This is a genomic window from Devosia sp. Root685, from assembly GCF_001427875.1.
Taxonomy (GTDB): Bacteria; Pseudomonadota; Alphaproteobacteria; order Rhizobiales; family Devosiaceae; genus Devosia.
This window is the reverse complement of record NZ_LMHK01000002.1, coordinates 203,864-226,389: the sequence shown is the minus strand read 5'-3', so window position 1 is coordinate 226,389 and position 22,526 is coordinate 203,864. Positions and strand designations below refer to the sequence as shown.

Annotated in this window: 13 protein-coding genes and 3 pseudogenes; 9 read left to right on the top strand and 7 right to left on the bottom strand. The window is 63.1% G+C overall.

From position 1 onward, the window contains the following. Positions 1–162: 162 nt before the first annotated feature. From ASD83_RS09815 to ASD83_RS09805, 3 genes are all read right to left on the bottom strand, one after another. Complete coding sequence (locus tag ASD83_RS09815) at positions 163–807, bottom strand: glutathione S-transferase family protein (protein WP_056310402.1); 645 nt, start codon at positions 805–807, stop codon at positions 163–165. A 2-nt stretch (positions 808–809) separates the two neighbouring features. Further along, positions 810–2,516, bottom strand: coding sequence for a Rieske 2Fe-2S domain-containing protein (locus ASD83_RS09810; RefSeq protein ID WP_056312270.1), 1,707 nt, complete (start codon positions 2,514–2,516; stop codon positions 810–812). Positions 2,517–2,715: 199 nt separating this feature from the next. Then, positions 2,716–3,612: an aromatic ring-hydroxylating oxygenase subunit alpha gene (locus ASD83_RS09805; RefSeq protein WP_056310399.1), complete on the bottom strand. Its 897-nt coding sequence runs from the start codon at positions 3,610–3,612 to the stop codon at positions 2,716–2,718. Between ASD83_RS09805 and ASD83_RS21535 the strand changes: the two are divergent. The 4 genes and pseudogenes from ASD83_RS21535 to ASD83_RS09795 all read left to right on the top strand — a co-directional run. After that, a pseudogene (locus ASD83_RS21535) lies at positions 3,611–4,341 on the top strand (transposase); the annotation flags it as partial. The gene ASD83_RS09805 and the pseudogene ASD83_RS21535 sit on opposite strands and share 2 nt — an antisense overlap. 13 nt (positions 4,342–4,354) lie before the next feature. Then, positions 4,355–4,840 (top strand): annotated as a pseudogene (locus ASD83_RS21530) (IS30 family transposase); the annotation flags it as partial. A gap of 1 nt (position 4,841) precedes the next feature. Then, positions 4,842–5,039, top strand: a pseudogene (locus ASD83_RS21240) (hypothetical protein); the annotation flags it as partial. 33 nt (positions 5,040–5,072) lie between these two features. Further along, positions 5,073–6,107, top strand: a complete 1,035-nt coding sequence (locus ASD83_RS09795; protein ID WP_056310395.1) for an Ldh family oxidoreductase — start codon at positions 5,073–5,075, stop codon at positions 6,105–6,107. Between the two features lie 200 nt (positions 6,108–6,307). On the opposite strand, the gene ASD83_RS09790 is transcribed toward ASD83_RS09795, so the two are convergent. Then, positions 6,308–7,084, bottom strand: a complete 777-nt coding sequence (locus ASD83_RS09790) for an SDR family NAD(P)-dependent oxidoreductase (protein ID WP_056310393.1) — start codon at positions 7,082–7,084, stop codon at positions 6,308–6,310. A gap of 175 nt (positions 7,085–7,259) precedes the next feature. Between ASD83_RS09790 and ASD83_RS09785 the strand changes: the two genes are divergently transcribed. The 5 genes from ASD83_RS09785 to ASD83_RS09765 all read left to right on the top strand — a co-directional run bounded on the left by ASD83_RS09785 (position 7,260) and on the right by ASD83_RS09765 (position 17,744). Next, positions 7,260–8,453: an efflux RND transporter periplasmic adaptor subunit gene (locus ASD83_RS09785; RefSeq protein WP_200946490.1), complete on the top strand. Its 1,194-nt coding sequence runs from the start codon at positions 7,260–7,262 to the stop codon at positions 8,451–8,453. A gap of 155 nt (positions 8,454–8,608) precedes the next feature. Beyond that, the gene (locus tag ASD83_RS09780; protein WP_056310389.1) at positions 8,609–10,567 is read left to right on the top strand and encodes a MacB family efflux pump subunit; all 1,959 of its coding nucleotides are present in this window, start codon (positions 8,609–8,611) and stop codon (positions 10,565–10,567) included. 369 nt (positions 10,568–10,936) lie between these two features. Beyond that, on the top strand, positions 10,937–12,814 hold the full coding sequence (locus ASD83_RS09775) for an autotransporter assembly complex protein TamA (RefSeq protein ID WP_056310387.1): 1,878 nt from the start codon (positions 10,937–10,939) through the stop codon (positions 12,812–12,814). Positions 12,815–12,825: 11 nt separating this feature from the next. Further along, positions 12,826–17,142, top strand: a complete 4,317-nt coding sequence (locus ASD83_RS09770; RefSeq protein ID WP_162249146.1) for a translocation/assembly module TamB domain-containing protein — start codon at positions 12,826–12,828, stop codon at positions 17,140–17,142. After that, the gene (locus ASD83_RS09765; protein WP_056310384.1) at positions 17,142–17,744 is read left to right on the top strand and encodes an SAM-dependent methyltransferase; all 603 of its coding nucleotides are present in this window, start codon (positions 17,142–17,144) and stop codon (positions 17,742–17,744) included. The genes ASD83_RS09770 and ASD83_RS09765 overlap by 1 nt, the downstream gene beginning before the upstream one ends. 190 nt (positions 17,745–17,934) lie before the next feature. Here the strand turns inward: ASD83_RS09765 and ASD83_RS09760 are convergent, their stop codons facing one another. Genes ASD83_RS09760 through ASD83_RS09750 form a run of 3 tightly spaced genes read right to left on the bottom strand, consistent with a single transcriptional unit; the run spans position 17,935 to position 22,526 of the window. Further along, positions 17,935–19,788, bottom strand: a complete 1,854-nt coding sequence (locus ASD83_RS09760; protein ID WP_056310381.1) for an extracellular solute-binding protein — start codon at positions 19,786–19,788, stop codon at positions 17,935–17,937. Between the two features lie 30 nt (positions 19,789–19,818). Next, positions 19,819–21,441, bottom strand: a complete 1,623-nt coding sequence (locus ASD83_RS09755) for an ABC transporter ATP-binding protein (RefSeq protein ID WP_056310379.1) — start codon at positions 21,439–21,441, stop codon at positions 19,819–19,821. Then, positions 21,438–22,526, bottom strand: coding sequence for an ABC transporter permease (locus tag ASD83_RS09750; protein ID WP_413813493.1), 1,089 nt, complete (start codon positions 22,524–22,526; stop codon positions 21,438–21,440). Before ASD83_RS09750 ends, ASD83_RS09755 begins: the two co-directional genes overlap by 4 nt.

Genomic DNA, 22,526 nt, shown 5'->3' with positions numbered 1-22,526 from the left:
GCGGAGGCGCCCTTTTTCGTAGTAGTCCTCATGGTGAGGTGCGCAGCGTAGCGTAGCCTCGAACCACGAGGGCGTTGCGCTGAAGCAACGTGGCACGTCCCCGTGGTTCGAGGCACGCCTTTGGCGTGCACCTCACCATGAGGACTACTGGGTGCGTCGTCTCTATTCCTTCGCGCGGCCCGCGGGGAAAATGCCGGACATGACCGTGAAGCCGGGGACGCGGCGGACCCGGTCGGTCCAGCGGCGGAGGGCGGGGTAGTCCTGGCGGGAAATGCCGCCTTCCTCGCTCAGCATCACATAGGGGAAGCAGGCGATATCGGCGGTGGTCGGGTGATCAGGCGAGCAGAGCCAGTCGCGGCCGGATTTCTCGCCGAACCAGAGGTGCTCATCCATCAGCCTAAAAATGCGATGGGCGCCCTTTTGCGATTTTTCGATATCGAAGGCATAGCCATAGCCGAGCGCGAGACGAGCGGCTGAGGAAGTCGAGGTGATATCGTCGGCGACGGAATGCCAGCGGAGGATCTCGGCGGTGACGGCGGGATCATCGGGGAACCATTTTCCTGACGTGTCGTACTTTTTCGCCAGATAGGCGAGGATGGCTCCTGAATCCGAGAGGGTCAGGTCATCGTCCTTGAGAACCGGCAGCTGGCCAAACGGGTTCATGCGCAGGAACCAGTCGGCCTTGTGCTGGCGGCCGGGGAAGAAATCCACCGGCACGATCTCGTAGGGCAGGTTGAGGATGTTCATCAGGAGGCGCAGCTTGTAGCAGTTGCCCGAGAGCTCGAAGTCGTAAAGCGTTATGGTCATTATTAAATATCCAGCACGAGGCGGCCAGACTTGGCGCGGCTGACACAGGTCATCATGCAGGTGTTGGAGGCTTTCTCGGTCTTGTTGAGATAGACATCCTGATGGTCGACCTCCCCTTCCATCACCGTCGTCAGGCAGGTGCCGCAGGCGCCTTGCTCGCAGGAGGAGGGGACCGTCAACCCGGCTTCGCGCATGGTTTCGAGGATGGTGCGGCCGGCGGGCACATGCAGCGTCATGGCCGAGCGGGCGAGTTCGACATCGAAGGCGGACGAAGAATCGATCACCTTGTCGTTCTGGAAATATTCGAAGTGGATCGCCTCGTCGGGCCAGCCGAGCGACGTCGCGGTTTCCTGCACCATTTCGAGCATGGCGCCGGGGCCGCAGATATAGACGTGATTGGCGAACTGGTATTGGCCGAGCGCTTCGGCGACTTTTGCCTTGATGGCTTCGCGAGCCAGGCCGATGTGGCGGTCGATTTTGCCATGGAGCGCGGCGAGTTCGCTCTGGAAGGCGAGGCCGTCGCCCGAGCGGGCGAAATAGTGCAGTTCGTAGTTGAGGCTCGACTGGTCGAGGAAGCGGGCCATGGAGAGGAGCGGCGTGATGCCGATGCCGCCGGCAATGAGCACGGTGCGGGTGGCGTCGCGGCGCAGCGGGAAATTGTTGCGCGGCTCGGAGATGGCGAGCACGTCGCCTTCGCGAACCGTTTCGACGAGAACCTTCGAGCCGCCCTTGCTGGCGCTCTCTTGCTTGACGCCGATGACGTAGCTGGAGAGATCGCCGGGGCCGTTGGTGATCGAATATTGGCGAATGAGGCCATTGGGCAGGTGCACGTCGATATGGGCGCCGGGCTGGAAGGTCGGCAGGTGCTTGCCGCTCCGGTCGGCCAGTTCGAAACCAATGACGCCATCTGCCGAGGTCCATTTGCGCTTGACCACCACCGGCATGGTGTTGCCGCGCGGAATGGCGATATCGGGCATGGAGGCGAGGTCGGCCGAGACCTTTTCGAAGACCGGTTGCAGCGGTTCGGGTGCGGGCTTCTTCGTGGCGGCGCGTTCGAGGCGGTCGCGCAGCTTGGTCAGGGTTTCGTTATAGTGGCGGAGGGTCGCCACTTCGTCGGCGGGCTTTTCGATGAGGCCGCGGATGACGGCGCGGCCGGCATCGACTGGCTGGACGAAATAGATGGTGCTGCCGAGGCGGAGGGCCATGCCGGGGAGGAGATCGGCCGGCTGATCGTCGGGCGCGAGGCCAGCGAGACCCGCGATCACGTCCTCGGGCGCGGCATTGACCGGCATGGGGCGCAGCGGCAACCAGTCGGTGCCTTCAGCGCCGGCGAATGGCGAAAATTTCTGGTCGTCATTGGCGGCCGACCAGATGAGGCCAAAGGCCTCTTTCACCGGATATTTGCGGTTTTCGATGCGGCGGGCCGGGGCGTCGGCGGGATGCGCGGGGATATAGGTGCAGCCAGCCGACTGGTTGGCATAGCGCCAGCCATGGTACTGGCATTTTAGCTCCTGGCCCTCATTGATGCCGATGGAGAGGCGCACGCCGCGATGGAGGCACCGGTTTTCCCAGACGTTCACATTGCCATCGTCGGCACGCCAGACGGCGAGTTCGCGGCCCAGCAACTGGCCTTGATAGACGTGGCGGAACGGCAGGTCCTCGCTGGAAGCGATAGGATACCAAGCGGGGTCTGAGAGGGACAGGGGCATGTCGATCAGATCCAAGTACAGGGATCGCGCCACGATCGAATTTGCAAGTAAATCGCAGTCCTGGCGTACGGGACTCGATCCGTTCCCTCCCCTTGATGGGGAGGGCTAGGGTGGGGTGGGGCCACAAGCACAGTGCTTGCCGATACCCCCACCCTCATTCCCTCCCCACAAGGGGGAGGGAGGCGCAAGAGCCTAACTCTTAGCTCGCCTGGGGAATAACCCCGTAGGTGATCCCCTTCTGGCTCAACCATCTCCGATAGGCGATGGCTGATTTGTCGGCGCGGATCGGGGTTTCCGAGCGCGGGTCGAGCGGCAACTTCTTGGGGTACTGGTTTTCGAGGATCGGCTTGTCCTGCCCGAAAATGGTCTGCTGGAAGCGGCGCAGGTCGGTCACGGTCGAATAGGAATCGATCATCGATTGCAGGAGGTGGGCGCGGCAGGTTTCTTCGGTCATGGGCTGGAGGAAAAGGCCGATGACGTCGCGGCGGTTTTCATCCTCGGGACACGACTTATAGAGCACCGAGCAGAAGGGGTGCGGCACGCGATAGACATATTCGACTTCCATCGCGCCAACGGCCGACTTTGCCGCCATGGGCTGGATGAACTTGCATTTGGTGGCCAGAACTTCGTCGCGCTCTTCGGAGACTTCGACGTCGTATTCCTTGACCTCGGTATGGGGTTCGGCGCCCAGAATGTCGGTGTGGACATAGGGGAAGTGGCCCATGTCAAGGAAGTTTTCGACCGCGCGCGGGGCCGAGACGTGAATGCCGATGGAGCCGCAGCTCATATTGGTGCGGTCGGCTTCGGCATATTCGGGGATCGGGAACAGTTCGGCGGACGGGGTGCCGAGGCAGGTCCAGGTGTAGCCATAGGCGGTTTTGACGGGGAGGCGATCGAGCACGGTTTCGGCGTCGATCTCGTCGCCGTTTTCCTCGTCGCTCGCGAACCACACCACCGGCTCGCCATCGAGCCCGCGCGTCAGGGCGATGCGGCGATCGAGGAGGAGCGTCGTTTCGACGAGGCCGATGGCGAGTTCATCGGTCGCGGCGACGACGTGCCAAAGGTCGCGGGTGATCTGATCGGGGGCTTTGGGCATGGGCGGGTCTCAACTTTGTGCGGAGAATAGCGAGACGGGATGCGCGTGCCAACAAAAAGTGCGCGTGGGTGGTGTGCGGTTAAAGCATGGGCACTTGTCCACACTTTCACCCGACCTCGGTGTCATTCCCGCGAAAGCGGGAATCTCCGTTGCCACTCAGCTGGGATTCCCTGAGTTCTCAAACGAAGTGCAACACCAGGTTAAGGTGTTGTCATGGGACGAAGATATGCGCAGCTCAGTATTTCGGATCGGGTTGAGATTGCCCGCCTATTGTCCATTATTGTCCATTGGAACCTCGCTCCGGCAAATCGCTGCAGCTTTGGATCGCGCGGCATCGTCTATCTCGCGCGAGATAGAGCGCAATGGCGGCAAGGCGGGCTATCTGGCCGAATATGCCGCCGAGCAAGCCTGGGCGCGGCGCTGGCGTGGCAGCCGGCTGGACCGGGATGCGGGCTTGCGTGCGGTGGTCCTGGAGCGATTGAGCCAAGGCTGGTCGCCCGAGCAGGTCGTGGGGCGGCTTCGCCTCGAGGGCACAGCGCCGATCGGGGTCGAGAGCATCTACCGCTTCATTCATGCCCAGATCAGGCGGCACAAGGCTCGCGGCTGGCGCTTCTATCTCCCCCGCGGCAAAGCGCGGCGCGGCATTCGTCCCAAGCCAGGGGGCAGCCCGGTCCGGCTGATCAGCGCCCGCATTCCTATCACCCAGAGGCCCGAGGAGGTCCAGGCGCGNGCGCGGCGCGGCATTCGTCCCAAGCCAGGGGGCAGCCCGGTCCGGCTGATCAGCGCCCGCATTCCTATCACCCAGAGGCCCGAGGAGGTCCAGGCGCGTCAGAACCCGGGTCATTGGGAAGCCGATCTGATGGCCTTCTCGCGCTATGGACAAAACCTGCTTGTCCTGCACGAGCGCTCCAGCAGGATCGTCGTGGCGATCGAGCTGGCTTCAAAGCATGCCGAGCCGGTGGCCCGCACCATAGCAGAAGTCCTCAAGCCCCTGCCGGCTCCCCTGCGTCAGACGATCACCTTCGATAATGGCACCGAGTTCGCACGCCACACCCTGTTGCACCCACACGGCATCGCAACCTTCTTCTGCGATCCTCATGCGCCATGGCAGAAGGGCGGCATTGAGAATGCCATTGGCCGCATGCGTCGTCCGCTGCCGCGCAAGACCGACCTGGCAACCCTACCCAAGGGGCAGATCACCCAAGTCCTCTGCGCGTACAACAACACCNGCCATTGGCCGCATGCGTCGTCCGCTGCCGCGCAAGACCGACCTGGCAACCCTACCCAAGGGGCAGATCACCCAAGTCCTCTGCGCGTACAACAACACCCCGCGAAAATGCCTTGACTGGAAGACACCCGCAGAAGCCTTCTACAGCCAACTGTTGCACTTCAAACGAGAATCCACATTCCCGCTTTCGCGGGAATGACGCCGTGGGTAAAACGGGGTGAGGGAGAGACCTATGAACATCGAAAATACGCCGCGCTTTGCCGAGGTTTTGGTGCGGAGCCAAGTCGAGGCGAGGCTCAAAGAGGCGGGGGCGAGCGAGGCTTCCCGGGCGGCGGCGATCAAGGCGATGATCCATGCCTCGCTGGTGGGCGTCGATAGCCATGGCGTGCGGCTGACGGGGCATTATTGCAAGATGCTGGGTGGCGGGCGGCTCAACAAGGATCCGCAGCTGAAGGTCGAAAGCCGCGGCGCGGGCAGCGCCATGGTCCACGGTGACGATGGGCTGGGGCACTATGCGGCCTATAAGGCCGTCGAGGTCGGGATCGAGCTGGCGCGGCAGGCCGGGGTTGGCGCGGTGGGTATAAAACACTCGTCGCATCTGGGGGCGGCCGGCGCCTATGCGCTGGCGGGGGCCGAGCAGGGGTTTGTGACCTTTGCGACGACCAATACCGATTCCATGGTGGCGCTTTACGATGGGGCGCAGAAATTCCACGGCACCAATCCGCTGGCCTTTGCTGCGCCCGTACCCGAGGGGCGGCCGTGGCTCTTGGATATGGCGACCTCGTCCATTCCGCTCAATCGGGTACTGCTGCATCGCTCGCTCGACAAGGCATTGCCCGAAGGCGTCGCCGCGACGCCCGATGGGCAGCCGACGACCGACCCGCATGAGGCCGATATGCTGCTGCCGCTCGGCGGGGTGGATTATGGCTATAAGGGCGCGGCGCTGGCCGGGTTGGCAACGCTGTTCTCGGCGCTTCTTACCGGCACGACGCTCGACCCCGATTTCATCCCCATGTATGGCGGCGACGATATTTCGACGCCGCGGAATATGGGGCATTTCGTGCTGGTGATCGATCCCGACAAGTTCGCCGGCCGCGCGGCTTTCGCGGCAGCGATCGGGCGATATTTGGAGAGCCTGCGCGGCTCGCGAGTGCGGACCGGAGGGCGCGTGATGGCGCCGGGGGATCGGGAATGGGAAGAGATGGATCGGCGCAGGGCCGAGGGGATTCCGGTTGATCCGGATACGGTGGCGTTTTTGGGATTGTAGTCGCGGCCACGGAGTCTTCCCTCGCCCCTTGCGGGAGAGGGACAGACCAACTTTGCGTTCAGCAAATTGGTCAGGGTGAGGGGTATCTCTCCTCCGCAGAGGGGTAAGCGAGGGCAACTGTAAGAATACCCCTCATCCGCCCTTCGGGCACCTTCTCCCTCAAGGGGAGAAGGGAGGCAGATCGAGTTTAGAACCCGGTATTAGTCCTCGCGATAAATATCGAACGGCCCAATCGCCTGCGTTGTCGCCATCAGTTCGATCTTGTTGATGTTGACGTGGGCCGGCAGGGTCGTGGACCAGAAGATGCTTTCGGCGATGTCGTCGGCGGTCATGGCTTTGGTCTTGGAATAGGGAGCCGAGGCCTTGCCTTCGTCGCCCTTGAAGCGGACCAGCGAGAATTCGGTTTCGGTCAGGCCCGGCTCGATATTGGTGACGCGGACATTCTTGCCCTGCAGGTCCGAGCGCAGGTTGAGCGCGAACTGTTTTACGAAAGCCTTGGTCGCGCCATAGACGGACCCGCCGGGATAGGCATATTCGCCGGCGACCGAGCCGAGGGTGACGACATGGCCCCCGCCGCGGGCAATGAGGCCGGGCAGCAGCAGGCGCACGGTGTAGACGAGGCCCGAAATATTAGTGTCAATCATGGTCTGCCAATCGTCGAGATTGGCTTCGGCGGCGGGGCCGAGGCCAAGCGCCAGCCCGGCATTGGCGAGGACGATATTGATGGCGTTAAAGGGCGCGGGGATTTCGGCGATGGCCTTTTCCATCGCGGCGCGATCCTGCACATCGAGCTCGATGATGTGGCAATTTTCGGCGCCAAGTTCTGATTGCAACTTTTCCAAGCGGGCCTTGCGGCGGCCGGTCGCGATCACCTTGCCGCCGGCGGCGACATAGCGGCGGGCGGCCGCTTCGCCAAAGCCCGAGGTGGCGCCGGTGATGAAGACGACAAAGCGGCTGGGGTCGAGCAGCTGGTACATTGCAGGTCCTGGAGGAAGGTCGGAAAGGGAGGCCTTCAGGGTGGACCCGCAGGGCGGCGGCGTCAACCTTTCCAAAGTTTAAGGCTGCATTGCCAAAGCCTAACGTGAAGTCTACCCGCAAAGTCTCTATTTCTCAGAGATAGAATCCTGAGCGAGGTGTAAGCCGTTGAAGCGCGTGGCTAAAACAATTGCGGTATTGCTGGTGCTGGTCGTGGGTGGCGGCGCGGCTTGGTGGTACTTCATGGGGCAGCCCGAAGCGAGGACCGTTCCGGAAACCATCGCGGTCACCAGGGCCGATATCGAAACCACGGTGCTGGCGACGGGCGTGTTGCAGGCGAGTTCGCTGGTCAGCGTCGGCGCGGAAGTGTCGGGGCGGATTGAAGCCATCCATGTCACGCTGGGCCAGGATGTGAAAAAGGGCGACCTTATCGCCGAGATCGATAGTCTCGATCAGGAAAACGCGGTGAAGTCTGCCCAGGCGGCGCTGGCGGGTATCGAGGCGCAGAAGCGCAATCAGGAAGCGGTGCTGGTCAAGGCCGAGGCGGCCTTGAAGCGCAATCAGCAATTGAGCGCGGGAAGCCTCGTCTCGCAGACCGATCTCGAAACGGCGCAGGCAGCGGTCGAGCAGGCCAAGGCGCAGATCGACCAATTGGCGGCGCAGGGCGATCAGGCGGCGCTGACGGTGGATTCGGCCAAGCTCAATCTTGCCCGCACCCAGATCGTGGCGCCAAGCGATGGCACGGTGGTGGCGCTGGTGGTCGAGGAAGGGCAGACGCTCAACGCCAATTCTTCCACCCCGACCATCGCCAAGATCGCCAATCTCGACACGATGGTGATCAAGGCGGAGATTTCCGAGGCCGATGTGGTCAAGGTCGTGCCGGGGCAAAAAGTCTATTTCACCATTCTCGGTGAGCCCGACAATCGCATCGAAGCAACGCTGCGCGAGATCGAGCCGGCGCCGACCTCGATCAGCAGCGATACGACTTCGGACAGTGCGAGCAGCGCTGTCTATTACAATGGGCTGTTCGATGTGCCCAATGCGGATCACCGGCTGCGCATTTCGATGACGGCGGAGGTCACGATCGTGCTGGCGGATGCCAAGGATGCGCTGACGCTGCCCTCGAGCCTAGTGACCCGCAAGGGGCCGGATGGGGCTGTTATGGTCATGGTCTATGATCCGGCGACGGAGGAAACGAGTCCGCGCCGTATCGAGGTGGGACTGAACAACAATATCAGTGCGCAGGTGCTTTCGGGGCTCGAAGAGGGCGATCAGGTGGTGAGCGGCGGGATGATTGCGGTATCGCGCCCGGCGGGCGGGCAGGGTGGCGGCCGTATGGGTGGCCCCGGCGGCCTGATGATGATGCGGTGAGGACTTTTTTGATGCACTCAACGCTCAAAAACCGCGCCGATACCCCCCTCCCATCCTCCCCCACAAGTGGGGAGGTGGTGCATCCAGCGGATGGCACTATCCAGCCAAAGTCACAGTCCCTTCACCTCCTCCTTGATGGGGGAAGCCGGGAGGGGGTGTCGGAAAGCTCGAAACCGATCATCTCCATCCGCAACCTCAGCCGCCGCTTCGCCGCAGGTGGCGAGAGCGTCGCCGTCTTGCGGGGCGTCGATCTCGATATCCATCGCGGCGAGATGGTGGCCATTATCGGCCAGTCGGGCTCGGGCAAATCGACGCTGATGAATATTCTGGGCTGCCTCGACCGGGCCAGCGAGGGGACCTATCTCTTCGACGGCCGGGATGTGAGTAAATTCGACGCGGACGAATTGGCCGCGCTGCGGCGTGAGCATTTTGGGTTCATCTTCCAGCGCTATCAACTGCTGCCTGATCTCGATGCGGTCGAAAATGTCGAAGTGCCGGCTGTCTACGCCGGTGCCGAGGCGACGGCGCGGCGGCAGCGGTCTACGGCGCTGCTGACCCGGCTTGGGCTGGGCGAGCGGCTGCACCATCGGCCCAATGCGCTTTCGGGTGGCCAGCAGCAGCGCGTCAGCGTGGCGCGGGCGCTGATGAATGGCGGCGAGGTGATCCTGGCCGATGAGCCGACCGGCGCGCTCGATTCGCATTCGGGCAAGGAATTGATGGCGCTGCTCAAGGAGCTGAACGCCGACGGGCACACGATCATCATCGTTACCCACGACGCCAAGATTGCCGATCAGTGCCAGCGGGTAATCGAGATTGCCGACGGAGCAATCATCGACGACCGCACTATCGGCGAGCGCGAAACCGCGCTTGAGCGGGTCGAAATGATCAGGCGCAAGCCCGGCTGGCGCATGGGGCTCGACAGTTTTGGCGAGGCGCTGGCCATGGCCCTCCGCGCCATGGGGGCACACAAGTTGCGCACCTTCCTCACCATGCTCGGCATCATCATCGGCATTGCCTCGGTGGTCGCCGTGGTGGCGCTGGGGCAGGGTAGCCAGCAGAGTGTGCTTGAGAACATCTCGTCCATCGGCACCAATACCATCAATGTCTATCCCGGTTCCGGCTTTGGCGACATGCGCTCGGGGCGCGTGCGGACCCTGAAACCTTCGGATGCCGAGGCGCTGGCGGGACAGCCCTATGCCGACAGCATTTCGCCGCAGGTATCGAGCCAGGCGACGGTGCGCTATCGCAACACCGCGTCGAACGCTTCCATCACCGGGGTGGGCGAGGGCTATTTCCAGGTCAATGGCCGCAGCTTTTCCTCCGGCTCGGGCTTTACCGAAACCAGCGTCACGACACGCTCGCAGGAAGCGGTGCTCGACCAGAATGCGGTCACAGCCATCTTCACCAATGGCGAAGACCCCATCGGGCAGGTGATCATGCTGGGCAAGGTGCCGGTGCGGGTCATCGGCGTCGTCGCCAATCAGTCCGGCTTCGGGCCCGGCGGCAATTCGGCCAATGTCTATATGCCCTATACGGCGGTGATGGATCGCATTCTGGGGCAATCCTATCTGTCGTCGGTGGCGGTGCGGATTTCCGACGATTACGACATGGATACGGCCGAGGCGGAAATCACCGAACTGCTGACGCGGCTCCATGGCGGAACGCAGGATTTTTTCCTCCAAAATACCGACACGATCCGCACGACGATCCAGTCCACCTCGCAAACCCTGACGCTGCTTATCTCGACCATTGCGGTGATTTCGCTGGTGGTCGGCGGCATTGGAGTGATGAACATCATGCTGGTGTCGGTCAGCGAGCGGACCAAGGAGATCGGTATCCGCATGGCCGTCGGCGCGCGGCGCGGCGATATTTTGAGGCAGTTCCTTATCGAGGCGGTGCTGGTGTGCTTTGTCGGCGGCGCGGCCGGGGTGGGGCTGAGTTTTGCGTTGGGGCAGGGCCTGTCGGTGTTGGTCTCGGGCGCGCGGCTGGTTTACTCGGCAGAATCGATCGTGTTGGCGGTTGTTTCGGCGAGCGTGATCGGGATTGTGTTCGGGTTCATGCCGGCACGCTCGGCGTCAAGGCTCGATCCGGTGGAGGCATTGGCGCGGGAATAAGGTGCGGTACCCCACCTAACCTCCCCCTGGGAGGGGGAGGGATCTGCCGGTGGTTCTCCAGCATTGAAGCAAACTCGATGCGTCCCTCCCCTATCAGGGGGAGGTTAGGTGGGGGTTCTCTCGGAGGTCCCCAAAAAACCGTTGCCTATCCGCCACGTATTCTCCTTCAACACCATCCTTCTCCCCCCTTGCGCTTGCCCCTCACCTTGCCCACGCCCTAAACTCGCCATGAAGTCGACGCCCTTTGGGCAGGCGGGGGAGGGTTAACCCAATCTTTCCGGGCGCCAAGCTATTGTCAGCTTTGACCTCTGGGTCGAAGCGTAACGGTCGGGAACTGGTTCACTGCAAAGCGCGCGTTGGGTATCGAGTATTGGCGCCTTGTGTATCGCCGCGGCCAGCCTGGCTGTGGCGGCGCCTGCGCATGGGTTTGAACTGTTCGGCTTCAAGTTTTTCGAGGACGAGACGCAGGATGCGGCGATCATCGATCCGCAGAACTATGTCGTCACCTTCTCCTCAAGCGAGAGCGGCGCGGTCGAAAATGCGGCGCGCAATGCCTCCTCGCTGGTGGCCGACCAGGGCGAGCCGGCCTCCGGCGTTGCCGGTCTCATTGCCAAGGCGCGGGGCGATTATCGGCGCATCATCGCGGCGCTCTATAATGAAGGCCATTATGGTGCGGTGGTCAGCATCCGCATCGGCGGCGTCGAAGCTGCGACGCTGGCGCCGGATGCGCGCCTGCCCAATCCCGTCGATGTGACCGTGGCGGTGGAGCCCGGTCCGCTTTTTACCTTCAACAGCGTTGATATCGCCAATCAGGCGCCGGTCACCAGCGATCCCGGCGATCAGGTCGATCTGCCGGTCTTGCGTGGTTTCGGTGCGGGGCAGGTGGCGCGCTCTTCGGTGATCCTGGCCGCGGAACAACTCGCCGTGCAGGCCTGGCAGCAGCAGGGCTATGCCAAGGCGGCGATTGCCGGCCGCGATGTGGTCGCCAATCATGCCAATAACACGGTCGATGTGACCATCACCGTCGATCCCGGCCGCCTTGCCGCCTTTGGCGACATCACCGTCACCGGCACGCAGGCGATGAATCCCGAATTCGTGCGCCAGCAGACCGGGCTTGCCGTGGGTCAGGAATATGACCCCGACGACCTGACGCGGGCGCAAAAGCGGCTCGACCGGCTCGAAGTCTTCCGCGCGGCCCGCTTCCAGGCGGCGCAGGATATTTCGCCCGATGGGATGCTGCCCTATGAGCTACTGGTCGAGGAATTGCCGGGCCGCCGCTTTGGCGCGGGCGCGACCTATTCGACCGTGGATGGTCTCGGCGTCGAGGGTTTCCACCTCTGGCGCAATCTCTTCGGGCAGGCCGAGCGGCTGCGGCTCGACGCTCGGGTTGCCAGCATTGCCTGGCCAATCGATACGGCGCAGTTCGACTATATGTTCGGCGGCACTTTTACCAAGCCCGGCTTCCTGACGCCCGATACCGATCTCGTCGCCGCCATTGCCGCCGAGCGGACTATTTATCCGACCTATACGGAAACCTCGGCGCAGGCGCGGTTGGGCCTGACGCATTATTTCTCCGACCAGCTGACCGCCGAGGGCGGCGTAGTCTATGAGCGCGCGCGGTTCGACGACGTTTTCGGCACGCGCGATTTCTCGACCCTCGGCATTTATGCCGGCGCGACTTTTGATGGGCGCGACAGCACGGTCGATCCGACCGAAGGCTTTTATCTCGCGGGCAATGCCGAGCCCTATTACGACTTCTCGTACGAAAAGATGGGCCTGCGCCTGACAGTCGAAGGCCGCACCTATTTCGGTTTCTCCGAGAACGATCAGTTCGTGCTCGCCGGCCGGGTCAAGGCCGGTGCCCTTCTCGGGCCTTCGCTCAACGAAATTGCGCCGGACAAGCTGTTCTTTGCCGGTGGCGGCGGTTCGGTGCGCGGCTATGCGGCCAAGTCCATCGGCGTCGATGATGGCAAGGGCGGCGTCACCGGCGGGCGGTATCTGCTCGAAGCCTCGCTCGAAGCGCGGGCCAAGGTGACCCAGGATATCGGTGTCGTTGGATTCGTCGATGGCGGCTATGTCGCAGCCGATACCTTCCCGAGCCTTGATGAACTCCGTCTCGGCGTCGGGGCGGGCGTGCGTTATTATACTGGCCTCGGGCCGCTGCGGCTCGATGTGGCCATTCCGCTCAACAAGCGGCCGGGCGATCCCGATTATGCCCTTTATGTCGGCATTGGGCAGGCTTTCTGATGATGCCGGTTGTGAAAAAATACCGTCGCGTGGCCTTCGCTTCGCTCGTCCTCGTGCCGCTGGTCGGCGTACCGGTGGCGTTGTTCGCGCAGGACAATTCCGACGAGGCGCAGAAGGATTGGCTGACCGGTTTCGTCGAAGGCCAGCTTTCGACGCCCGAGCGGCAAATCCGCCTCTCCAATATCGATGGCGCGCTCGGTTCGGACGTCACTATCCGCGAGATCACCATTGCCGACCAGGAGGGCGTGTGGCTGCGGGTCCACAATGCCAGCCTCAACTGGAGCCAGGCGGCGCTGTTCACCGGCCGGCTGCAGGTGAATTCGCTCAAGGCGGATTCCATCGAATATCTGCGCAATGCCGTGCCGGCTGAGGGCGTCGATCTGCCGCCGCCGGAAGCGGGCAGTTTGTCGGTGCCGGAATTTCCGGTGGCCATCAATATCGGCGAACTGTCGATCCCCAAGGTGACCTTTGGCGACGGCGTTTTCGGCCTCGGTTCGGAGATTTCGCTCGCCGGCAATCTGACGCTTGAAGGCGGCAATCTCAATACCGCGCTCGATATCGTGCGCCTCGATGGGCCGGGCGGCACGCTTAATCTCGATCTGTCCTATGTGCGCGACAGCAATGAGATCGACCTGAAGTTCGACCTCAGCGAGCCGGAAAATGGCGTGCTCGCCAATCTCCTCAATATCGAGGGCCGGCCGGCGATGCAGTTGACCCTGGCGGGGCAGGGGCCGGTCGCGGACCTGCGCGCCGATCTGACGCTGTTGGCCAATGGGCAGACGGCGCTTGCCGGCGTTTCGACCATCAACCAGACGGCCGAGGGCTTTGCCGTCGACGCAGATCTCGGCGGCCCGCTTTCCATGCTCATGGCCGAGCAGTATCGACCGTTCTTCGGCTCGGATACGCGGCTTTCCCTCAATGCCCTCGTGCGCGGCGGCGGTGGCGTGGAACTCAGCGATCTGACGCTGAGCGGTGGCCAACTGGCCCTGCAAGCCAATGCCAGCACCACGGCGGACAATTTCCTGTCGCGCCTCGACCTCAAGGCTTCTATTGCCGACCCGGCCGGCGGGCTGGTTCTGCTACCGGCGCCCGGCGCGCCGCAGGTGAAGGCGGCGCAGTTCGTGATCGATTTCGGCGCCGAAGGCTCGGAAAACTGGAGCGCCGATCTCGGTATCGACAGCCTGATCACCGGCGATTTTTCGGCCAACCGCGTGGGTCTCGCCATCAAGGGCGTGGCCAGCAATCTCTCCGATCCCACGACGCGCATGATCACCTTCAATGGTGACGGCACGCTGTCCGGCATTGCCGGCGACGCGGCGGTTGAAGCGGCGCTTGGCGACAGCGTTGGGCTCGGCCTTGCCGGGCTCTGGAATGCGGGCCAGCCGATCGAGCTGGCGCAGTTGCGGGTGGTTGGTGAAGCGCTGACGGCGGGTCTTTCCGGCGTCATCGATGGCGGCGCTTTCCGCGGCCGCATTGGCGTCGAGACCAAAAACATCGCGCCGTTCTCCGGCCTTGCCGGTCGCGAACTGACGGGTGGCCTGTCGCTGGATGCCGAAGGCTCGGTGGCCTTTGTCGGCGGCGGGTTTGACCTGACCTTTGAAGGTTCGGGACGCAATCTGACCATTGACGATGAAACCGCCGACAAACTGCTGGCCGGCGAAGTCGCCCTTTCCGGCCGTCTTGCCCGCACCGAAGCCGGCATCGTCGCCGACGATTTTTCGGTCACCAATCCACAGGTGCAGTTCACCGCCGATGGTGTCTACGGCACCAGCGAAGCCAATTTCGCCATCGGGCTCGACCTCTCCGATCTCGGCCTCCTGACCGACCAGGCCTCGGGCGCGCTTGTCGTGCGCGGCACGGCCAAGTCGGCATCGGCCGAAGCGCCGGTCGATCTCTTGCTCGACGCCACGGTCGCCAATGGCAATCTCGTCGGCCGCAATCTGCGCGATGCGAAGCTGGGGCTCGATCTTGATCTGCTTGGCGGGAGCCTAACCGGCCGCATCAGCGGCGAAGCCATGCTCGATGGTCACCGCGCCAAGCTCTCTTCGCAGGTCGTCTCCGACACGGCGCGACAGGCGCTCAACAATCTCGACTTTGAAATCGCCGGTACCCGCGTTTTCGGCTCGGTCAGCCGCGCGGCCGATACGCAGCTGCTGAATGGCCGGCTCGATATTGCCGCCTCCGATGTGTCGCTGGCCGCAGCGCTGTTGCTCACTGAAGCCTCGGGCAGCATCAATGCCGCGCTCGCCCTCTCGCCGGTCGATGGTGTGCAGCAGGCGGGCCTCACCGCCAACGCTGCCAATTTGAAGATCAACGACATCGCCGTGGGCCGCGCCGAAATCAGCGCCACGGCTGTCGATCTCTTTGGCGTACCAGCGCTCAATGGCACGGTGACGGCCAGCAATGTCGTGGCCGCCGGCACGACCGTCAACACGCTGACCGCCCGCGCCAGCCAGAGCGGCGATACCACCAGCTTCGATGCTCAGGCAGCTTTGAGCACCGGCACCACGCTCGATGTTGCCGGCGGCCTCGCCCCCGTCGAGGGCGGCTATCGCGTGTCGCTCGATCGCGCCGATCTCGCACAGGGCAGCATTGCGGCGCGCCTCGCCAATCCGACCACTTTGCTGGTGCAAGGCAATAGCGTTGATCTCGATGCCCTGCGCTTCGATGTCGGCTCGGGCAGCATCACGGCTTCGGGCACGGCGGGCGAAACGCTGGCGCTCAACGTCAACATCGCCGCCCTGCCGCTTTCCATCGCCAATACCATTGTGCCGAGCCTCGGCCTCGCTGGCACGCTCGATGGCACGGCTGTCGTCTCGGGTTCTGCGTCCAATCCGCAGGTGCAGTTCGATGCGCGCGGCAGCGGCATCAATGCATCGGCCATCCAGTCCTTCGGCATCGCGCCGATCAGCGCCACCGTCACCGGCTCCTATTCCGGCAATAGCGTTGCCATCGAACGGCTTTCCGCCAATGGTTCGGGTGGGCTCAATGTCACCGGCTCCGGCCGCGTGCCGCTTTCGGGCGGCGGGCTTGCCGTGAGCCTGTCGGGTTCGGCGCCGCTGGCTTTGGCCAATCGCTTCCTCATCGATCGGGGCGGCCAGCTTTCCGGCACGGCGAATTTCAACGCCGATGTCTCGGGCAGTATCACCGCGCCGCAGTTCGGCGGTTCGGTAACGCTCAGCGATGCCGGCTATATCGACCCCGAACTCAACCTGCGCCTGACCGGCATTGCGGGCCGCGCTACGCTCGCCGGCACGACGGCGCGCATCGAAAGCCTCACGGCCAATCTCGCGACCGGCGGCAGCGTCTCGGCCTCGGGCACGGTGGGTCTTTCGGGCCAGTTCCCAGCCGACCTACGCGTGGCGCTCAATTCGGCCCGTTATTCCGATGGCGAGATTTTCCTCGCCACCGTGTCGGGCGGCCTGACGCTCACCGGCAATCTCAGCGGTACGCCGCTCCTTGCCGGCACGCTCAATATCGAAAATGCCAACATCACCGTGCCGGAAGGTTTTGGCGGCGGGGCTCCGCTCATCGATGTCACCCATGTGTCGACGCCACCTGCCGTCGCCCAGACGCTTCAGCGCGCCCGCATCGATGCCGCCGGTGCGCCGGTGCCGCAGACGCGTTCGTCGGGTCTCTTGCTCGACGTCACCGTCAATGCGCCCAACCAGATCTTTATTCGCGGCCGTGGCCTCGATGCCGAAGTGGGTGGTTCGGTGCGGCTCGCGGGTCCGCTCAACAATATCCAGCCCGTTGGCAGCTTCTCGCTCGAGCGCGGTCGCCTCTCCGTGCTCGGACAGCGCCTTGATTTTGAAACCGGCACCGTGACGCTGATGGGCGATCTCGATCCACAGCTCTATTTCGTGGCGCGGACCGAAGGCGACGGAATCACCGTTTTCGTCACCATTGCCGGCCGTGCCTCGGCACCCGAGGTGACCTTCACCTCCAATCCGAGCCTGCCGCAGGATGAAGTCCTCAGCCGCCTGATCTTCAAGCGCTCCATGGGCGAATTGACACCGCTGCAGCTGGCCCAGCTTGCGGGCGCTGCGGCTGAACTGGTGGGGGGCGGCGGCGGTGGTCTCGTCGATGGTCTTCGTGGGGCCGCGGGCCTTGCCGACCTCGATGTCGTCACCGACGACAAGGGCAATGTCGGGGTTCAGGCCGGCACCTATTTGCAGGACAATATCTATCTCGGCGTCACCGCCGGGGCGAATGGCCAGTCGAAAGTGTCGATCAATCTCGATGTGACCGACGATCTCGTGGTGCGCGGCACCGCCGGGCAGAACGGCGATTCGAGCCTCGGCGTGTTCTACGAACAGGACTATTGATGAGCTTTTGGGACGAGCGCTATAGCCGGGACGACTATGTGTTCGGCGAGGCGCCCAACGCTTTCCTTGCCGCACAGGCCCACCTCCTGCCCAAATCGGGCACGGCGCTGGCCGTTGCCGATGGCGAGGGGCGGAACGGTGTGTGGCTCGCGGAGCAGGGGCTCGACGTCCTGTCGCTGGACGCTTCGCCCGTCGGGCTCGACAAGGCGCGAAAGCTGGCTGCCAAGCGCGGCGTGGCGCTTGAGACGCGACTTCTCGATATCGCGGCCTATGAGTGGCCGCCGGTCAGTTTCGATGTTGTTGCCGGCATCTTCTTCCAGTTCGCGGGGCCGGACCTGCGCGACGCGATCTTTGCGGGGATGGAGCGGGCGCTGAAGCCGGGCGGGCTGCTGATCTTGCAGGGCTACGGCCTCCGCCAGCTCGAATACAAAACCGGCGGACCCGGCATTCCCGAAAATCTCTATACCGAAGCGCTGCTGGCCGAGAAATTCGCGGCGCTGGAAATCCTGCATCTCAGCGATCACGACAGCGAAGTTGCCGAAGGTTCGGCCCATGTCGGTCTGTCGCACCTGGTTGATCTGGTGGCGCGGAAGGCCGTGTAGCTCAATCGCGTCGAGCGAGAGTTCACCCCCTCCCATCCTCCCCCATCAAGGGGGAGGTGTGGCATCGAGTGGGTGGCAATATCTCGCAAAACCCACTGGCCCAACCGAATTCGCTATGGCGAATTCGGTGACACCTCCCCCTTGATGGGGGAGGATGGGAGGGGGGGTGTAAGCCACGATCTGCGGGTTGTTACTGACCCGCCCCACCTGTCTTTGCCGCCTTCTCTGCGTCCCACCACCAGATGGTTGGAAAACCATTGGCGAATTCGGGCAATGTTTCGGGGTGGCTGAACCGGTCCCAGCGGGCCGTGCGCGAATAGCGCAGCGAATAGCCGGGCACGACATAATCATGGGCCAGAAGCACGCGGTCGAGCGCCTCGGTGACGGCAAGCTGGGTTTCGCGATCCTTGGTTGCGACGAGCTGGTCGATCAGCGCATCCACGCCCGGATCGGCAATGCCGGCATAATTGCGCGAGCCCTCTTCATTGGCGCTGGACGAACCGAAGAAAGAGCGCTGCTCATTGCCGGGTGAATAGGATTGGACCCAGCTGGCATAGATCATGTCGTAATCAAAACTGCGCAGCCGGTTGATATATTGCGGCGTATCGACCATGCGCACGCTGACGGCGATGCCGATCTGGCCGAGATTGCGCTGCAGGTTGGCGGCGATGGCCTCCAGCGTTGGCTGGTGCATCAGGATTTCAAAGGATAGCTGCTGGCCATTGGCATCGACGAGCTGCGTGCCGTTGAGCGTGTAGCCGGCCTCGGTAAGGAGGCCCAGCGCCTTGCGCAGGTTCTCGCGCAGCTTGGTCGGATCGCCATTGACCGGATTGACATATTCCTCGGTGAAGGCGGCTGCCGGTACCTTATCCCGAACGCTTTCGAGCACGTTCAGCACTTCGCCCTGCGGCAAGCCCTTGGCCGCGAAGGGCAGGCCGAAAAAGTAGGAATTCACCCGGGCATACTGATTGTAGAAAATCGTGTTGTTCAGCTCTTCGAAATCGAAGGCATAGTTCAGCGCCTCGCGCACGCGCTGGTCCCCGAACTTTTCGCGGCGCAGATTGGGGATGAAGCCGACCATTTCCCCGCGGCCATTATAGTCCTGCGGGAATTCTTCCTTGATCACGCGGCCATCGGCGACGGCGGGGAAATCAAAACCGGTGGCCCAGCGGCGGGCGGTATATTCGCTCCAGAAGTCGAACTGATCGCCCTTGAAGGCTTCGAACCAGACCGCTTCATCGAGGAAATACTCGTAGCGGATGGTGTCGAAATTGTTGGTGCCGATTTCGGTCGGGTTGTCCTGGGCCCAATAGTCCTCGACGCGCGTATAGGTGACCGAACGGCCGGCCTCGAAGCTTGCGAGCTTATAGGGGCCCGAGCCCAGCGGCGGCTCCAGCGTCGAGGCGCCGAGATTGCGTTGCTTGCCATTGGCATCGGTGCCTTCCCACCAGTGCTGCGGCATGACCATGAGCTGTCCCAGAATATTGGGCAGCTCGCGGTTACCGGTCATGTCGAAGGTGAAGGTCACTTCGCCGGGCGCGGTCACTTCGGCGCTGGTGATGTTGACGTAATATTGGGTATAGGCCGGGCTCAGTTCCTTGGATTTTTCAAAGGACCAGACGACATCCTCGGCGGTCACCGGCTCGCCATCGTGCCAGCGCGCCTTTGGGTCCATGCGGAAGGTCACCGAGCCATAGTCGTCGGCCACCTTCATGGCCTCGGCCAAATGGCCGTATGAAGTGTTCACCTCGTCAAGCGATGGGGTCAGCAGCGTTTCGTAGACGAGCCCGATGCCGCTGGCGATCTCGCCCTTGGGCAGAATGGGGTTGAAAGTATCAAAGCCCCCGCGCGCTCCCAGCCGCACCGTGCCGCCCTTGGGCGCATCGGGATTGACGTAGTCGAAATGGGCAAAGCCTTCGGGATATTTTGGCGCCTCGGTGAGACTGTCGGCATGCACCCAGACGCCGGTCGGGGTCTGGGCCAGAGCGGGCGTGGCAAGGCCGAGCGCGAGAAGGGCGGAGGCGAGGAGGGTCGAGAGCTTCATTGTCTGGCTCCGTTTTCTTTGGCGCTGAAGTTAGTCGGTTTGTTCCGCCGGGAACAAGCCGTCGGTGGTGGTTTCGATGTCGAAGGCGGCGGCCATCAATTGGCGCGTATAGGGATCGCGCGGCCGGGCGAAAATGCCGGCGGCCGGACCGGCTTCCACGATCCTGCCATTGCGCATCACGACAACCGAATGGGCAAGCGCCTTCACGACGCGGAGATCGTGGCTGATGAAGAGGTAGGTCAGGTCGCGGCGGCGCTGCACATCGCGGAGGAGATCGATGACCTGCGCCTGAATGGAAATATCGAGCGCTGATGTCGGCTCGTCGAGCACGAGGAAATCGGGCTCCAGCACGAGCGCGCGGGCGATGGCGATACGCTGGCGCTGGCCGCCCGAAAACTCGTGCGGATAGCGATTGGCCGCCTTGGGATCGAGCCCCACTTCGTTGAGAACGGCGACGACCTTGGCCTCGCGTTCGGCAGTGGTCAGGCGCGGCATGTGGACTTTTAGGCCTTCTTCGACGATTTCGCCCACCGACATGCGCGGGCTCAGGGAGCCGAACGGGTCCTGAAAGACGATCTGCATATGCTTGCGCATCGGCCGCAGCGCCCGGCCGGAGCGCCCGGCGATATCCTCGCCCATAACGACGATTTTGCCATCCGATGGAATGAGCCGCAGCAGCGCATAGCCCAGAGACGATTTCCCCGAGCCACTCTCGCCGACAACGCCCAGCGTCTCGCCCTTATGGATGGCGATATCGACGCCATCCACCGCCCTGATGTGTCCGACCGTGCGGCGCAAAAGGCCGCGCTTGATTGGAAACCAGACTTTTAGGTCCTTGGTCTCGACCAGAACGGGGGACGCGGATTTCGGCAGTACGGGTGCGCCCCTTGGCGCTGCGGCCAGCAGCTTTTGCGTATAGGCGTGCTGCGGCTTGGCAAAGATTTCGGCGGTCGCCCCGCTCTCGACGATTTCGCCTTGGGTCATCACGCAGACCCGGTCGGCAATTTTGCGGACGATGGTCAAATCATGGGTGATGAACAGCATGGCCATGCCGTGCTGTGCCTGCAGCTTTTTCAGCAGCGCCAGGATTTGTGCCTGCACGGTCACATCGAGCGCCGTGGTCGGCTCGTCGGCTATAAGAAGTTTCGGATTGTTCGCCAGTGCCATGGCGATCATGACGCGCTGCCGCTGCCCGCCCGAAAGCTGGTGCGGATAATCGTCGATGCGGCTTTCAGGATCAGGAATGCCGACCTCGGCCAGAAGCTCAAGCGTACGCTTGCGCGCCGCCGTCTGCCGCAGCCCCTGATGCGTCGCCAGCACTTCGCCGATCTGTTTGCCGACGGTATGGACCGGGTTCAGCGAACTCATCGGCTCCTGAAAGATCATGCCCACATCATTGCCGCGCACGGCGTGCAATTCGTTGGTTGAGGCAGCCGCAAGGTTCTGCGCGCCGAGCATCACCGCGCCCTCAAGCGTCGCCGAAGGGGGCAGCAGTTTCAGCATCGACAACGCCGTCACCGACTTGCCCGACCCGCTCTCACCCACCAGCGCCAGCGTCTCGCCCGGGGCGATATCAAAGCTGACCTTCTTCGCCACCTCGAAGGCGCCAAAGCGAATGGTCAGGTCGCGGACGGAGAGGAGGGGGGTGGTCATGAAAACGTCTTCCGCGGATCGAAGGCGTCGCGGACGGCTTCGCCGATGAAGACCAGGAGGGTCATCATGATGGCGATGGTGAAAAAGCCGGTGAGGCCCAACCACGGGGCCTGCAAGTTGCGCTTGCCCTGCGCCAGGAGTTCACCGAGAGAGGGCGAGCCGAGCGGCAGGCCAAAACCCAAAAAGTCGAGCGAGGTCAGCGTCGTCACCGAGCCGGAGAGAATGAAGGGCATGAATGTCAGCGTCGCCACCATGGCATTGGGCAGCAGGTGCCGCCACATAATGACGCCATTGGAGACGCCCAGCGCCCGCGCTGCGTTGACATACTCAAAATTGCGGGCGCGCAGGAATTCGGCGCGGACGATGCCCACGAGTGACACCCAGGAGAACAGCAGCAGGATGCCGAGCAGCACCCAGAAACTGGGGGCGATGACGCTCGAAATGATCAACAGCAGATAGAGGGCCGGCACCGAGGTCCAGATTTCGATCAGGCGCTGGGCGACGAGATCGAGCCAGCCGCCAAAATAGCCCTGCACGGCACCGGCAAAAACGCCGATGATTGAGGAGAAGACCGTCAGGATCAGCCCGAACAGAATGGAAATGCGGAAGCCGTAGACGAGGCGCGCCAAGACGTCGCGGCCGCGATCGTCGGTGCCGAGCCAGTGGTAGTTGCCGAAATTGCAATTGGGGTCGGCAGTTCCGCCGGGATAGCGCGAGCAGAACTGGTCCCAGCTCTGCATCCAGCTTGGCGGATTGGTGCCGGAAGAGGGGAGGTAACCATCCACCGTGTCGTGGCTGAAGCGCACCGGTGGCCAGATAGCCCAGCCATTGGCCGCGATTTCCTCGGCAATGAAGGGCTGGCGATAGTCGGTGGTGGCGAGGAAGCCGCCGAATTTGGCCTCGGGATAGGTGACGACCGATGGTGCCAGCAATTCGCCCTTGTAGGAGACGATGATCGGCCGGTCATTGGTGACGAATTCGGCCCCGAGCGTCACCACGAAGAGCAGGAGAAAAAGCCAAAGCGACCACCAGCCGCGTTTATTGGCGCGGAAATTTGCCCAGCGGCGCTGGTTGAGCGGCGACAT